Annotated in this window: 12 protein-coding genes; 9 read left to right on the top strand and 3 right to left on the bottom strand. The window is 62.2% G+C overall.

The window, feature by feature from the left end; all coding sequences use genetic code 11:
• Positions 1-190 precede the first annotated feature (190 nt).
• Genes CAG25_RS05330 through CAG25_RS05320 form a run of 3 tightly spaced genes read right to left on the bottom strand, consistent with a single transcriptional unit; the run spans position 191 to position 5,145 of the window.
• Positions 191-2,092 (bottom strand): ATP-binding protein, encoded by a 1,902-nt coding sequence (locus tag CAG25_RS05330; protein WP_085610699.1) that lies wholly within the window; start codon positions 2,090-2,092, stop codon positions 191-193.
• Positions 2,089-3,021, bottom strand: coding sequence for a hypothetical protein (locus tag CAG25_RS05325; RefSeq protein WP_064598631.1), 933 nt, complete (start codon positions 3,019-3,021; stop codon positions 2,089-2,091). Before CAG25_RS05325 ends, CAG25_RS05330 begins: the two co-directional genes overlap by 4 nt.
• The gene (locus CAG25_RS05320) at positions 3,022-5,145 is read right to left on the bottom strand and encodes a TonB-dependent siderophore receptor (RefSeq protein ID WP_085610698.1); all 2,124 of its coding nucleotides are present in this window, start codon (positions 5,143-5,145) and stop codon (positions 3,022-3,024) included. It lies immediately after the preceding gene.
• A 196-nt stretch (positions 5,146-5,341) separates the two neighbouring features.
• Here CAG25_RS05320 and CAG25_RS05315 point away from each other — a divergent pair, with 196 nt between their 5' ends.
• From CAG25_RS05315 to CAG25_RS05275, 9 genes are all read left to right on the top strand, one after another.
• The gene (locus tag CAG25_RS05315; protein WP_085610697.1) at positions 5,342-6,367 is read left to right on the top strand and encodes an NAD(P)H-dependent glycerol-3-phosphate dehydrogenase; all 1,026 of its coding nucleotides are present in this window, start codon (positions 5,342-5,344) and stop codon (positions 6,365-6,367) included.
• Between the two features lie 18 nt (positions 6,368-6,385).
• Positions 6,386-6,733, top strand: a complete 348-nt coding sequence (locus tag CAG25_RS05310; RefSeq protein WP_039772859.1) for a DUF4389 domain-containing protein — start codon at positions 6,386-6,388, stop codon at positions 6,731-6,733.
• Positions 6,730-7,182 (top strand): phosphohistidine phosphatase SixA, encoded by a 453-nt coding sequence (gene sixA, locus CAG25_RS05305; protein WP_007957806.1) that lies wholly within the window; start codon positions 6,730-6,732, stop codon positions 7,180-7,182. Before CAG25_RS05310 ends, sixA begins: the two co-directional genes overlap by 4 nt.
• 81 nt (positions 7,183-7,263) lie before the next feature.
• A complete protein-coding gene (locus tag CAG25_RS05300) occupies positions 7,264-8,919 on the top strand; it encodes an AMP-binding protein (RefSeq protein ID WP_085610696.1) in 1,656 nt (551 codons plus the stop codon).
• A gap of 31 nt (positions 8,920-8,950) precedes the next feature.
• A complete protein-coding gene (locus tag CAG25_RS05295; protein ID WP_085610695.1) occupies positions 8,951-9,394 on the top strand; it encodes a hotdog fold thioesterase in 444 nt (147 codons plus the stop codon).
• Between the two features lie 118 nt (positions 9,395-9,512).
• Positions 9,513-10,319, top strand: a complete 807-nt coding sequence (locus CAG25_RS05290) for an alpha/beta fold hydrolase (protein ID WP_085610694.1) — start codon at positions 9,513-9,515, stop codon at positions 10,317-10,319.
• Complete coding sequence (locus CAG25_RS05285; protein ID WP_085610693.1) at positions 10,316-11,170, top strand: alpha/beta hydrolase; 855 nt, start codon at positions 10,316-10,318, stop codon at positions 11,168-11,170. The genes CAG25_RS05290 and CAG25_RS05285 overlap by 4 nt, the downstream gene beginning before the upstream one ends.
• A gap of 127 nt (positions 11,171-11,297) precedes the next feature.
• Positions 11,298-12,104 (top strand): DUF4892 domain-containing protein, encoded by an 807-nt coding sequence (locus tag CAG25_RS05280; RefSeq protein ID WP_085610692.1) that lies wholly within the window; start codon positions 11,298-11,300, stop codon positions 12,102-12,104.
• A 70-nt stretch (positions 12,105-12,174) separates the two neighbouring features.
• Positions 12,175-13,215: an AI-2E family transporter gene (locus CAG25_RS05275; protein ID WP_039772850.1), complete on the top strand. Its 1,041-nt coding sequence runs from the start codon at positions 12,175-12,177 to the stop codon at positions 13,213-13,215.
• The last annotated feature ends 284 nt before the right edge of the window (positions 13,216-13,499 follow it).

Here is a 13,499-nt window from a genome sequence, read left to right as displayed (position 1 = left end):
GCGTTCATGCCTCGAACCGGCAGCCTACTCATAGACTATTGCGTTGTGGTGAAAGTCACAGCACCAAGGACATGAATGTACACTTGTGCACTGAAATTTTTAATCAAGCCCCTTTTGAGGCCCGTTCGGGTGCCTAAGACTGCCGCACTTTCGCTTTTCACGCCAGTCGCAGATGCTCGAAAGGGCCTCTCTACTGCACCCAGCGCTGCAGAATCTGCTGCAGGTCATTGCGTTTGAATGGCTTGGCCAGGTAATCGTTCATCCCCGCCGCGAGGCAGTTTTCCCGGTCGCCCTGTAAAGCATTGGCGGTCAGGGCGATGATCGGCACCTGGCCGCAGCCGGGCAGCTGCCGGATCCGCCGGGTCGCTTCGTAACCGTCGATCAGCGGCAAGCGGCAATCCATCAGAATCGCTTCGAAACGGCTGTCCCCGGCACTGCGCACCGCCTGCACGCCATCGGTGGCGACGCTGACGGTAAAGCCCAGGCTGCGCAACATCGCTTCGATCACCGTCTGGTTGACCGGGTTGTCCTCGACCAGCAGCACATTTCGGCCTTCGCCGTGACTTGCACCGTTCAATGTGCGCGGTGCGGCAAGCACGGGCAGCGTCTGCTTATATAGGGCCAGTGGTATTTCCAGGGTGAACACCGAGCCGCGACCTTCTTCACTCTGGGCGCGCAAGGTGCCGCCCATCCGTTCAGCGAGCGTGCGGGCAATCGGCAGGCCCAGACCGGTGCCGCCATATCGACGGGAAATCGAGCTGTCGGCCTGCTGGAACGCGTTGAACATCAGCTCCAGGCTTTCCGGCGAAATGCCGATGCCACTGTCACGTACCGCGCAGGTGAACCACAGCAATTCGTGATCCAGCGATTGCCATTGCGCCTCGATGCTGACGCGCCCCTGCTCGGTGAACTTCAGTGCATTGCCGACCAGGTTGACCAGAATCTGCCGGATCCGCGTCGGATCGCCCTGTACCTGCAAGTCGTGCATGTCATCGGGGATCCGCAGCTGCAGGGCCAGCCCGCGTTGCGCCGCGCTGTGCTGGAAGGAATGGGCGCAGGCGCCGATCAGGTCGGCGAGGTTGAACGGAATGTGCTCCAGCTCCAGCTCCGAACGTTCGATGCGCGAGAAATCCAGAATGTCGTTGATCACCTTGAGCAAGTGCTCGGTGGACTCGGAAGCCAGCGCCGCGTACTCGACCTGCTCCTCGGTCATGTCGGTGGTTTCCAGCAATTGCAGCATGCCCAGCACGCCGTTCATCGGGGTGCGCAGTTCATGGCTCATCATCGCCAGGAAATCCGATTTGGCGTTGTTGGCCTTTTCCGCCTCTTCGCGGGTCTGGATCAGTTGCGCCATCGCCTGATGCTGTTCGCGGCTGGCCTGCTCCAGTGCCTGGGCCAGGTTGTTGATGTGCTGGGACAGTGCGCCCAGCTCGGTGTCATCGACGATCGGCAGCGGGGTCTTGTAGTCGCCCTCCTGAATCGCCTTGACCGCATTGCCGATGTCGCGGATCGGCTGCGACAGGCTGCCGGCCAGTCGCCGCGCCAGCACAAAGGTGAAGAGCAGGGCGAACAACGCCAGAATCCCGGCCTTGAGCAGGATCTCCTGTTGGCGCTGACTGAAGGCATCGTTGGACAGACCGACGATCACCCGCCCCAGATAATCCTCGCTGGCCACCCCGGGGCTGCTCTTGCCGTCCTGAAAGAAATCGTTGTGCAGGGCGATGCGTTGCAGCCGCACCGGCGCCTGGAACACTTCGACCTGATGCGGGCGATTGTGCGCATCCGCCGGCTGTTCGACGTAGGCCAGAATCCGGTTGGCGCTGTCCTGCACTTCCAGAAACCGCACGTTCGGCGTGGCCAGCGTGGCCTTGAGCAGGCTTTCCAGGACTTCGTTATTGCCGGAAATCACCCCGTATTCGGTGGCCGGTGCGAGCTGGTTGGCGATCAACTGGCCGGTGTGATTCAGCTCCTGACGCAGATCCTGAATGCGCACGAAGGTGAAAAAGCTGATCAGCAGCAAGGTCAGCAACAGCGCAGGGCCCAGGCTGATCAACTGAGTGCGGGTGTTGATGTCCCAACGGCGGAAAATCATGGGCGGCGCTCTCCTTCGGCCAGTTCTGCGGCGACAGACGCTTCATTGATCGGTTCTATCCCTAAGGAACGAGCCACCTGCGCATTACTTGAGACTTTAAAACGCCCGGGGTAGAGCGTGCGCGGCCAGGTGGCCGGTGGCCGGTCCAGCAATTCGTCGAGGACGGCCAGCCAGTCGTTCTGATCGCTGTAGGTACTGGCCAGGCTGCCGGCGCGAACGAACGAGACATTCGGCCCGACCAGTGCCAGTTGCCGAGAGTAACTGCTGAGCAACAGGTTTTTTGCGGTTTTCGGGTTGTACAGGTCAGGGTCGTCGAGGCCCAGCAGCACGTCGCTGTTTTTCAGCACGGTCTGCAAGGGTCGGCTGTCGTGGGTGTTGTCCCAGCGCTGCGGGACGATTTGCAGATTCAGCGGCTGGGCGGCCGATTGCAGCTCCTTGAGCAGGAACTCGCTGTGCTGATCGAACAGCACGCCGACGCGCCCGGCCTGGGGCAGAATCCGGCGGATCAGTTGCAACTGACGACTCAGCGGCGGATCGGCCCACAGCAGGCTCAAGTGGGGTGGCTGCGCGTCGCCGAAGCGTTGTCGGGCTTGCAAGCGGCTGATGCGCAGGACCAAAGTCGCGGGGCCTTGGCTTTCCTGCATGCGCCAGTCGAGGCTCGGCAAATCGAGCAGGATCAGGCGCAGGCTCGATGGCAACTTGCCCGGTGCTGGCAGGCTGGCCAGTGGCTGGAAATGCACGCGGTCGGTGGGGCGCAGTTCGCTCAGGGCCTGAACGAAGGACTGCACACCGGGGCTTTCCTCGGCGCCGGTCAGCAGAATGTCGGCCGCCTGCACCGCCACGCCATGCAGCCATGCTGTCAGGAACAGACAGAGCCCGGCCAGCCATTGGCCGAGCGTTGGCATCTTCCGTGACATGGCGTAACGCATCTAGAACTCCAGCTCGGCGCTGAAATACACCACGCGGCGTTCGTCGTAATTGTTGTCGACGAAGGTGGTCGGCTCATGGTCGAGGCGTTGTTGCAGCACGCCGGCCAGTTGCAGTTGGGCCTTGCCCAGGGCGATGCGTTTGGCGATCCGCGTGTCGACCCGCTCGAAGCGGTAACCGTTGAGCGCGTTGTCACCGTAATAGAAGAGGGCGCTGTTCCAGCCGTGGCCCCAATCGCGCAGCCAGCCCGCCGAACCGCTGTTGCGCGCGGTGAATTGCTGATCCAGCGGATTGCTCGCCTCGGCGTCGACGAAGGCGTAGGTCAGGCGCAAGCGGTCGGCCGCACTCAGGCGCCAGTCCATTTGCGTCTCTGTGCCGCGAAAGCGCGAATCGTTGGCGTTGCTGGCGATGTACTGATTGTTGCGCAGCGGCTCGCTGATCATCCCGGTGATTTCGTCGTAGAACAGCTTCACGTCCAGCGCCAGGCCCCATTCCGGGAAAAAGCCGTTGTAGCCCAGTTCCCGCGAGCGCATGTGTTCCTGGTCCAGATCGCCGGGGCCCCGGGTCTTGACGAAGTAGCGGGCCGAAGACTGGCCATAGGCGGCGGGCCGCAGGTTGGTCACCTGATAACTCCAGTTGACGTTGTTCTCGAACATGTCCGGCGAACGGATGGCTTCCGAATACACCGCGCGCAGGCTGTGCCGCGGATTGAACAGGTAGTTGACCGCAAACCGGGGCGTCAGCGAGCTGCCGATCAATTGCGTGTCTTCGAACATGGCGCCGCCCTGCAACAGCCAGTGTTCGCTGGCGCGCCATTCCAGTTGGCCGAAGGTGCGCCAGGTGGTGTCGTCCAGCGTGCCGTTGAAGTAGGTCTCGGAGTCGGCACGGTCGTAACGATAGTTCAGACCGCTGACCAGACGCAGGCTATCGGACAGGCTGAGGGTGTCCTGCAACTCCAGGTCGTAGCGCGATTCCCGGGCACTCTGGTCGATGTCACCGCACAGAGTCTGGCGCGCGCCGTTGCGCCACTGATCCAGCACCTGATTGGCCAGGGTCATTTCCTGCGGTGTACCGGCGGGGGCGCCGGGGCCGGTGAACAGGGTCATGTTGCGGGCCAGGCGCTCGGTGTAGTTCGGGTTAAGTTGCCACAGCTCGGTCAATTGCGGGCTGAACGACACTTCGGCGTCACAGGCGCGCCAGGTCTGCTGGCGATCCCAGTGTTGTGCCGAGCCTTGCACGTAAAGGCTGTGATCGGGATTGAGGTCGAGGTTCCAGCGCACCGAGCCGGCGTAGTCCTTGGCTACCACGTCGGAATTGTTCCCGGCAGCGGTAATCCCGGAGAACACCGGGCGGTAGGTGTAAGGCCGCTGATTGGTCCCGTCCTTGGCGTTGACCTGCCAGTCCAGGCTCTGGTTGTCGCTCAGGGTCTGGCTGACCGCGAGGTTGAAGCGGTTCAAGCGGCGGTTGTCGCGGTAGTCGGCGCCGGTGCGGTCGCTGTCGAAACCGTCGTCCTCCTGGCCGGACAGCGACAGACGCAGGTCGCCGCCATTCCAGCCGGTGCTCTGGCTGGCATAGAAATCATTGATGCCGCGTTGGCCGCGGGTCAGCTTCAGTCGTGTGCCGTGGCTGTCCGCCGGGTTGCGGGTGATGATGTTGATCACCGCCATCAGCGCGTTGGCGCCGTAGCTGACGGTGTTCGGGCCGCGAAAGACTTCGATGCGCTCGATGTCTTCCATGGCCACCGGGATATCGCTCCAGTCCACGGTCGCCAGACCGGCGCGGTACACCGAGCGGCCGTCGATCAACACCTGCATGCGCCGGGCTTCGCTGGCGTTGGTCCCGTGATAGTTCACCGCCGCCTGATTGCCGCTGATGTTGCCGACCATCATCCCTGGCACCAGGCGCAGCAGTTCACTGATGTCCCGGGCACCGCTGGCGCTGATCAGTTCGCTGTCGAGTACGGTCATGCTGCCCGGGACTTCCGCCGGCGACTGTTTCAGGCGCGTGGCGGTCAGGATCTGCGGCAAGGCCTCACTGTCGACAAACAGGTCGTCCGCCAACAGCACCGGGCTGAACAGCAGCGCCAGCAGCAGGGACGAACGCGGGGAAGGGGGGCCAGAAAACACGACGCAGCCTTGATAGCAAAGAATTGGCGCGCATGTTAACCGAGGTCGACGACTTTTCCAGTCACGTTGCAGGCATTTTCCTCGGTTTTATTGGTCTTCTTCCTACAAGTGCGGGTAATTGACGCCGGGGCTGTCCGAGAAGGGGACGCTCCGTATAATGCCGGCATCGCCACTGGTATGGATTAACGGATTACATATGACTGAACAGCGCCCGATTGCGGTCCTGGGAGGCGGAAGTTTCGGTACCGCCGTGGCCAATCTGTTGGCCGAGAACGGCCATCAAGTCCGGCAGTGGATGCGTGACCCCGAGCAGGCCGAGGCCATCCGGGTCAATCGCGAGAACCCGCGTTACCTCAAAGGCATCAAGATTCTGCCGGGCGTGACTGCGGTCACCGACCTGCAGGAAACCCTCGACGCCTGCGATTTGTGTTTCGTCGCGTTGCCGTCCAGCGCGCTGCGCACGGTGTTGGCAGCGCACGCCGAACGCCTGAGCGGCAAGATGCTGGTCAGCCTGACCAAGGGCATCGAAGCCCACACCTTCAAACTGATGAGCCAGATCCTCGAAGAGATCGCCCCGCAGGCGCGTATCGGCGTGCTGTCCGGGCCGAACCTGGCGCGGGAAATCGCCGAGCACGCACTGACCGCCACCGTGGTCGCCAGCGAAGACGAAGAACTCTGCAAAGCCGTGCAGGCCGCATTGCATGGCCGCACTTTCCGCGTCTACGCCAGCGCCGACCGTTTCGGCGTCGAGCTGGGCGGGGCGCTGAAAAACGTTTACGCGATCATCGCCGGCATGGCGGTGGCGCTGGAAATGGGCGAGAACACCAAGAGCATGCTGATTACCCGGGCGCTGGCCGAAATGACCCGGTTTGCGGTGAATCAGGGCGCCAACCCTATGACCTTCCTCGGTCTGGCCGGTGTCGGCGACCTGATCGTCACCTGCTCGTCGCCGAAAAGCCGCAACTACCAGGTCGGTTTCGCCCTCGGTCAGGGTTTGAGCCTCGACGAAGCGGTGTCGCGCCTGGGTGAAGTGGCCGAAGGCGTCAACACCCTGAAAGTGCTCAAGGCCAAGGCTCAGGAGGTTGGCGTGTACATGCCGCTGGTCGCCGGATTGCATGCAATCCTGTTCGAAGGGCGCACGCTTGAGCAGGTGATCGGTCTGCTGATGCGTGCCGAACCGAAAACCGATGTCGACTTTATTTCCACCAGTGGTTTCAACTGATTCAGCAGGGAGCAGGCCATGAACGATCCGAAAACCGAAGCCAAATATGAATCCATCCTCCTGCGGGTGTTGTGGATGATTGTTTACATCCTGGTCTGGCAGGTGGCGCAGTTCATCCTCGGCGCGGTGGTGCTGGTGCAGTTGATCTATCGTTTGTTCTATGGCGCCCCGAGCGCCAGCCTGATGAATTTCGGCGACAGCCTGAGCCAGTTTCTGGCGCAGATCGGCCGTTTCGGCAGCTTCCACAGCGACCAGAAACCCTGGCCGTTCGCCGACTGGCCGGCGCCGCGTACGCCGGAAGGTGAAGCGCCACACGTTGTTGCGCCGGCACCGCATCCGGCCCGGGATGAGGAACCCAAGCTATGAAACTCTGGGTATTGCGTCACGGTGAGGCCGAGCCCTATGGCTCGCGCCCCGACTCCGAGCGGGAACTGACCGCCCACGGTCGCAAGGAAGTGTTGAGCAGCGCAGCCCGTTTGATGGGCCAGCCGCTGACTGCCATCTACGCCAGCCCGTACCTGCGGGCGCAGCAGACGGCGCAACTGGTGCGCGAGGCGCTCGGCTTCGAGCCGGAAATCCGTACAGTCGAGTGGTTGACCCCGGAAGTTGACCCGGACCGCGTGGCCGAGCAACTGGTGTCGGTGAGCAACGTGCTGCTGGTCAGCCACAATCCGCTGGTGGGCAATCTGCTCAGCTACCTGCAACACGGTGCGGGCTACCCACCGGAAAAAGTCAGCACCGCCGGGCTGGCCGAGCTCGAACACAGCGAGTTGCTGATCGGCTCGATGACGCTCAACAGCCTTAAACATCCCTGAAATTTTTTGTATGAAATAGTCAACCAAGCACTTGCTTGGTTGACTACGCTTGCTCCAGACCAAAAAACAGGAGCGAGTCGAATGTCTTCCGCCTTCCGTTTGCCGCTGGACGTGTTTTACGAACGCGAGGCCCGGCACCCGCGTCAGCGTTTTCTGGTGCAGCCGATCGGCGGCGGGCAGGTCGAGACACTGACCTGGGCCGACGTCGGCCATCAGGCTCGCTGCGCGGCGCACTGGCTGCGCTCCCGGGAGTGGCCGCCAGGCAGCCACATCGCCCTGATCTCGAAAAATTGCGCGCACTGGATCATCGCCGACCTGGCGATCTGGATGGCCGGGCACGTTTCGGTGCCGCTCTATCCGAACCTCACCGCCGAATCGGTGAATCAGGTGCTGACCCACTCGGAAAGCGTGCTGGCGTTCATCGGCAAACTCGATGACTGGCCGGGCATGTCAGCGGGCATACCGGCCGGCCTGACCACCGTCAGCCTGCCGCTGCATCCGCCGGGCACGTTCGATTTCAACTGGGATGATTTGCAGCGCAGCTCACCGATCCAGGACGACCCGCGACCCGCCGCCGAGCAACTGGCGACCATCATTTACACCTCCGGCACCACCGGCCTGCCCAAGGGCGTGATGCACAGTTTTGCCAACCTCGGCTTCGCGACGACGCGCGGTACGCAGCTGTTCGGCCTCAATGAGAACGACCGGCTGCTTTCGTATCTGCCGCTGTGTCATGTCGCCGAGCGGATGTTCGTCGAGCTGGCGTCGATCTATACCGGGCAGACGGTGTTTTTCGCCGAAAGCCTCGACACCTTTCTTGCCGATCTCAAGCGGGCACGGCCGACGGCGATGTTCGGTGTGCCGCGGATCTGGACCAAGTTCCAGATGGGCGTCTACAGCAAGATCCCGGCGAAACGCCTGGATTTGCTGCTCGGTCTGCCTTTTATCGGCCGACGGATCGGCCACAAGGTCCTGGCCGGATTGGGTCTGGATGCCTTGCGCGTGGCGCTGTCCGGTGCGGCGCCGGTGCCGCTGACCTTATTGCGCTGGTATCAGAAACTCGGGCTCGACGTGCTGGAGGTCTACGGCATGACCGAAAGCTGCGGTTATTCGCACATCTGCCTGCCGGGGCAATACAAGGAAGGCTGGATCGGCCGGCCGTGTCCTGACGTGGAAGTGCGGATCGACGAGTCCGGCGAAGTGCAGGTGCGCAGCCAGGCGAACATGCTCGGCTATTTCAAGGAACCGCAGAAAACCGCCGAGACCCTCACCGAAGATGGCTTCCTGCGCACCGGCGACAAGGGCGAACAGGACGCCGAAGGGCGTTTGCGCCTGACCGGGCGGCTCAAGGAAATCTTCAAGACCAGCAAGGGCAAATACGTCGCCCCGGCGCCGATCGAAAACCGTCTGGCGGTGCATTCGCGGATCGAACAGGTCTGCGTGGTCGGCGATGGCCTGAGTGCGCCGCTGGGATTGTGCGTGCTCTCGGCGGTGGGCCGGGAAGAGCCCCGCGCACCGCTGCATTCGAGCCTGGAAAAACTGCTGGAGGAGGTCAACGCCGTCCTCGACAAGCACGAGCGCCTGCGCCGGCTGGTGGTGGTCAAGGACAGTTGGGCAGTGGAGAACGGCTTCCTCACGCCGACCTTGAAGATCAAACGCAACATCATCGAAGACACCTACGGAGCACGTTTCGAAGAATGGAGCGAGCGCAGCGAGGCGGTGCTGTGGCAGGATTGAGCGTCGATCAAAACAACAAAGGAAGCCAGCGATGACCTTGTGGCGCACCACTCCGAACATCGAGCAGTTGAACGCAATCCAGAAAAACACCATCGGCGAAGTGCTGGACATCCGCTTCGAGGCCTTCGACGAGGAATCGCTGACGGCCAGCATGGTCATCGACCATCGCACCCATCAGCCTTACGGCCTGTTGCACGGCGGAGCCTCGGTGGTGCTGGCCGAGACGGTCGGCTCGATGGCCAGTTACCTGTGCATCGACGCCAGCAAGTTCTATTGCGTGGGCCTGGAAATCAACGCCAACCACTTGCGCGGCCTGCGCAGCGGACGAGTGACGGCGGTGGCCAAACCGATCCACATCGGCCGCACCACCCACGTCTGGGATATCCGCCTGACCAGCGATGAAGGCAAGGCCAGTTGTGTGTCGCGCCTGACCATGGCGGTGGTGCCGCTGGGAGAACAACCGCCAGCGCGTTAATGGCCGCAGCGTCATAGCCCTGACCGGACTGTCATCATTCCTGGCAGTTACGGTCATTGCTGTAGGACGTGGTCTTACGGACAATCAACGCCTGTTTTCCGCTCTTGGATTTGCCGGTATGTCGCAACCGATCTTCTTCGCCCACGCCAACGGTTTCCCTTCGGGTACCTACGGCAAACTGTTCGCGGCGCTGGCGCCCGAGTACCGGGTCGCGCATCTGGAACAACATGCCCATGACCCGCGTTTCCCGGCAGGTGATAACTGGTATCACCTGGTCGATGAACTCATCCATCATCTTCAACAGCAAGACGAGCCGGTGTGGGGCGTGGGCCATTCCTTCGGCGGCATGCTGCATTTGCACGCCGCGCTGCGTTGCCCTGAACTGTATCGGGGCGTGGTGATGCTCGACTCGCCGGTGCTGACCCGCACCGATCAATGGGTGATCCGGGCCGCCAAGCGTTTTGGTTTCATCGACAAACTGACCCCGGCCGGCCGCACGCTGGGACGGCGCGAAGAATTTGCCGATCTGGACAGTGCCCGTGGTTATTTCGCTGGCAAGACCCTGTTCCGCAGCTTTGATCCGGAATGTTTCGATGCCTACTTGCAGCACGGTCTGCACAAGGTCGGCGACAAGCTGCGCCTGCGCTTCGATCCTGCGACCGAGATCAGCATCTATCGCGGCGTGCCGCACACCAGTCCTGCGCATACCCGGCAATTGAAAGTGCCGCTGGCGGTGGTACGTGGACACAAGAGCCGCGTGGTGATGAACCACCACACCCGATTTGTCGCACGCCTGCCTCAGGGCGAGTCGCTGACCGTGCCCGGCGGGCACATGTTTCCGCTTGAGCGTCCGCAGGACACCGCACAATTACTGAAAAACCTGTTCAATCGCTGGGAACGCCGGCAAGACAAGGACTGCGCATGAACCCGGCCGTCGAAGAAGTGCGCCTGAGCCTGCCGCATATCGAACTGGCGGCGCACCTGTTCGGCCCGGAAGACGGGGTGCCGGTAATCGCCCTGCATGGCTGGCTGGACAACGCCAACAGCTTCGCCCGACTGGCGCCGAAGCTCAAAGGCTTGCGCATCGTGGCGCTGGACATGGCCGGTCACGGGCATTCCGGGCACCGTCCGAACGGCGCCGGTTACGCGCTGTGGGACTACGCCCATGACGTGCTGCAGGTTGCCGAGCAACTGGGCTGGAAACGTTTCGGGTTGCTCGGGCATTCCATGGGCGCCATTGTTTCGCTGGTGTTGGCCGGGTCGTTGCCCGAACGCATCACCCATCTGGCGTTGATCGACGGGGTTATTCCTCCTACCGACAAAGGCGAAAATGCCGCCGAGCGCATGGGCATGGCCTTACAGGCGCAGCTCGATCTTCGGGAAAAGCGCAAACCGGTCTACATCACCCTCGACCGGGCGATCGAAGCGCGGATGAAAGGGCTGGTGGCGGTCAGTCGCGAAGCCGCCGAACTGCTGGCGCAACGCGGACTGATGCCGGTGCCCGGTGGGTACACCTGGCGCACCGACAACCGCCTGACTTTGCCTTCGCCGCTGCGTCTGACCCAGGAACAGGCGATGGCGTTCGTGCAGCGCATTGCCTGCCCCGCACAATTGGTGGTCGCCGCCGATGGCATGCTGGCCAAACATCCCGAGCTGCTGGAACGTCTACCCTTTGCCTGGGAACAGCTGCCGGGCGGGCACCATCTGCACCTGAACGATGAGGCCGGGGCCGAGCTTGTCGCAGACTGTTTCAATCGGTTCTTCGCCATTCCTTGACTTGCTCCCGGCAACTGTCGAGGCTGGGCGGGTTGAAATGGGAGACAACCAAGATGGATTTCTACACCGCTGCGACTTCGAACTGCCCCCAAGGCATCCAGGCCATGTCCCTGCGATGAGCCTGTCCATGCGATCTATCAGTCTGCTGGTGCTGTGCTGTTTCAGTCCCTTTCTAATCGCTGCCGATCTGCCGGGCAGTCAGGATCTGCCGATTGTGCCGCGTGTGGCCGATGCGCAGATCGTCGACTATCGCCCCGCCGTGGAGCTGGAGCGGATCTACCCGCTCGGCTCGATCCGCAAGATCAGCGGTCAATTGCGTTTCGACGGCCAGGTCAGCGCCCGGGGGCAAACCACCTCGGTGACCTATGAATTACCGCCGGAGCATTCCGCCACCGAAGCCTTTACCCTTGCCCGCGAAGCCCTGCAAAAGCAGGAGGCCCAGCTGTTGTTCTGGTGCCAGGCCCGGGATTGCGGCGAGAGCAGCCTGTGGGCCAACGAGGTGTTCGGCAACGCCAAGCTGTACGGTGCCGACGAGCAGCAGGCCTATCTGCTGCTGAGGCTCGCGGCCCCGCGCGACAACACGCTGGTGGCGCTGTACAGCATCACCCGCGGCAATCGCAAAGCCTATCTGCACGTTGAACAGTTCGAGGCGCTGGCCCCGCTCGGTGACTTGCTGCCGACTTCGGCCACGCTGCTGCGGGAGCTGAAAAGCACCGGCGAACTGGACTTTCCCAAGCTCGCCGGCGATCCGGATGACACCTGGCTGCGCTTGCTGTCCCGTGGACTGAACCTCGACACCACCTTGCGGGTGACAGTGTCCGGGCCGAAAGCCGAGGCCTGGCGGCAGGCGCTGATCGGGCAGGGCGTGCGCGCCGCGCGAATGGAAACCGGCAGTGTCGACGGCGAAGGTCTGCGCATCGATCTGTTGCGATAAGGTGTCTTTGGCGGACACGCTCGACGTGTTCGCCTACTCTTTGCCTGACTGATTTTTTTCGAGATTTCACATGCCCAATAATGATCGTCTGCTGGTGCAGATCCTGTTGCTGGTGCTGTTTGGTGCCAGTTTCTGGGTGATGGCGCCGTTCTGGTCGGCGCTGTTCTGGGGCGCGGTGCTGGCGTTCGCCAGTTGGCCGCTGATGCGTTTGCTGACCCGCTGGCTCAATGGCCGGGAATCGCTGGCGGCCCTGGTTCTGACCATGGGCTGGATGTTGCTGGTAGCGGGGCCGCTGGTGTGGCTCGGCTTTAACCTGGCCGATCACGTGCGTGATGCCACGGCGTTCATCAAGGATGTGCAGGTCGACGGGCTGCCCGAGGCACCGAGCTGGCTGGGTGGCGTGCCTTTGGTGGGCGAACGGCTGGTGGGGATCTGGAACAGCATCGATCAGCAGGGCGCGGCGCTGATGGTGACGGTCAAACCCTATCTGGGGCAGGTCGGCAACTGGTTGCTGGCGCGCAGTGCGCAGATCGGCAGCGGGATTCTCGAGCTGACCCTGAGCATTGTCTTCGTGTTCTTTTTCTACCGCGACGGGCCGCGCCTGGCGGCATTCGTGCACAGTCTGCTGGAACGCCTGATCGGTGACCGGGCCGGGTACTACATCGATCTGGTGGCCGGTACCGTGCAACGGGTGGTCAACGGGGTGATTGGTACAGCGGCGGCGCAAGCGGTGCTGGCGCTGATCGGGTTCCTGATTGCCGGGGTGCCGGGGGCGCTGGTGCTGGGGATCGTGACGTTTCTGCTCAGTCTGATTCCGATGGGGCCACCGCTGGTGTGGATTCCGGCCACGGCATGGCTGGCCTGGAAGGGCGAGTACGGGATGGCGGTGTTTCTCGGGATCTGGGGGACGTTCATCATCAGTGGCGTGGATAACGTGCTCAAGCCGTATCTGATCAGCCGGGGTGGGAATCTGCCGTTGGTGATTGTGTTGCTTGGGGTGTTTGGCGGCTTGATTGCGTTTGGGTTTATCGGGTTGTTTATTGGGCCTACGCTTTTGGCTGTTGCTTATAGTTTGTTGACGGATTGGAGTAAGAGTCAGGCTCGGGTTTGAGGCTTTGGACTTGGCGGCCTTTGGGCCGACCAGGTTTTGGGTTGACTGTGTACATATCCGTTTCTTCGGTAACGGCGGCTTATGGTTTCGCCCTTACGGCGACTCACTTTTTTACAAGCGCGGTGCGTGTCAAGGCACCTGTCGCCTTGTTCCAATCGTTGTTAGCCAGTTGAGCCCTTAAAGTTAGGGCGCTCTGGGTTTAAATACACCGCATCAGCTAGTTTCCAGTTGCGTGTCCGAGTGCTCCAACGGCTCGGATTAGCTTTCCTGGCATCCTCATAAAG

Origin of the sequence: Pseudomonas sp. B16(2017) (assembly GCF_002113205.1) — a bacterium.
In the GTDB taxonomy this organism is placed as follows: domain Bacteria; phylum Pseudomonadota; class Gammaproteobacteria; order Pseudomonadales; family Pseudomonadaceae; genus Aquipseudomonas; species Aquipseudomonas pharyngis.
This window is presented reverse-complemented; position numbering and strand designations above follow the sequence as displayed.

Excerpts from the sequence above, each read along its gene's own strand:
- CAG25_RS05295 (WP_085610695.1), top strand. The coding sequence starts at position 8,951 with ATGACCTTGTGGCGCACCACTCCGAACATCGAGCAGTTGAACGCAATC.
- CAG25_RS05290 (WP_085610694.1), top strand. The coding sequence starts at position 9,513 with ATGTCGCAACCGATCTTCTTCGCCCACGCCAACGGTTTCCCTTCGGGT.
- sixA (WP_007957806.1), top strand. The coding sequence starts at position 6,730 with ATGAAACTCTGGGTATTGCGTCACGGTGAGGCCGAGCCCTATGGCTCG.
- CAG25_RS05330 (WP_085610699.1), bottom strand. The coding sequence starts at position 2,092 with ATGATTTTCCGCCGTTGGGACATCAACACCCGCACTCAGTTGATCAGC.
- CAG25_RS05315 (WP_085610697.1), top strand. The coding sequence starts at position 5,342 with ATGACTGAACAGCGCCCGATTGCGGTCCTGGGAGGCGGAAGTTTCGGT.
- CAG25_RS05300 (WP_085610696.1), top strand. The coding sequence starts at position 7,264 with ATGTCTTCCGCCTTCCGTTTGCCGCTGGACGTGTTTTACGAACGCGAG.
- CAG25_RS05310 (WP_039772859.1), top strand. The coding sequence starts at position 6,386 with ATGAACGATCCGAAAACCGAAGCCAAATATGAATCCATCCTCCTGCGG.
- CAG25_RS05285 (WP_085610693.1), top strand. The coding sequence starts at position 10,316 with ATGAACCCGGCCGTCGAAGAAGTGCGCCTGAGCCTGCCGCATATCGAA.
- CAG25_RS05280 (WP_085610692.1), top strand. The coding sequence starts at position 11,298 with ATGCGATCTATCAGTCTGCTGGTGCTGTGCTGTTTCAGTCCCTTTCTA.
- CAG25_RS05275 (WP_039772850.1), top strand. The coding sequence starts at position 12,175 with ATGCCCAATAATGATCGTCTGCTGGTGCAGATCCTGTTGCTGGTGCTG.
- CAG25_RS05325 (WP_064598631.1), bottom strand. The coding sequence starts at position 3,021 with ATGCGTTACGCCATGTCACGGAAGATGCCAACGCTCGGCCAATGGCTG.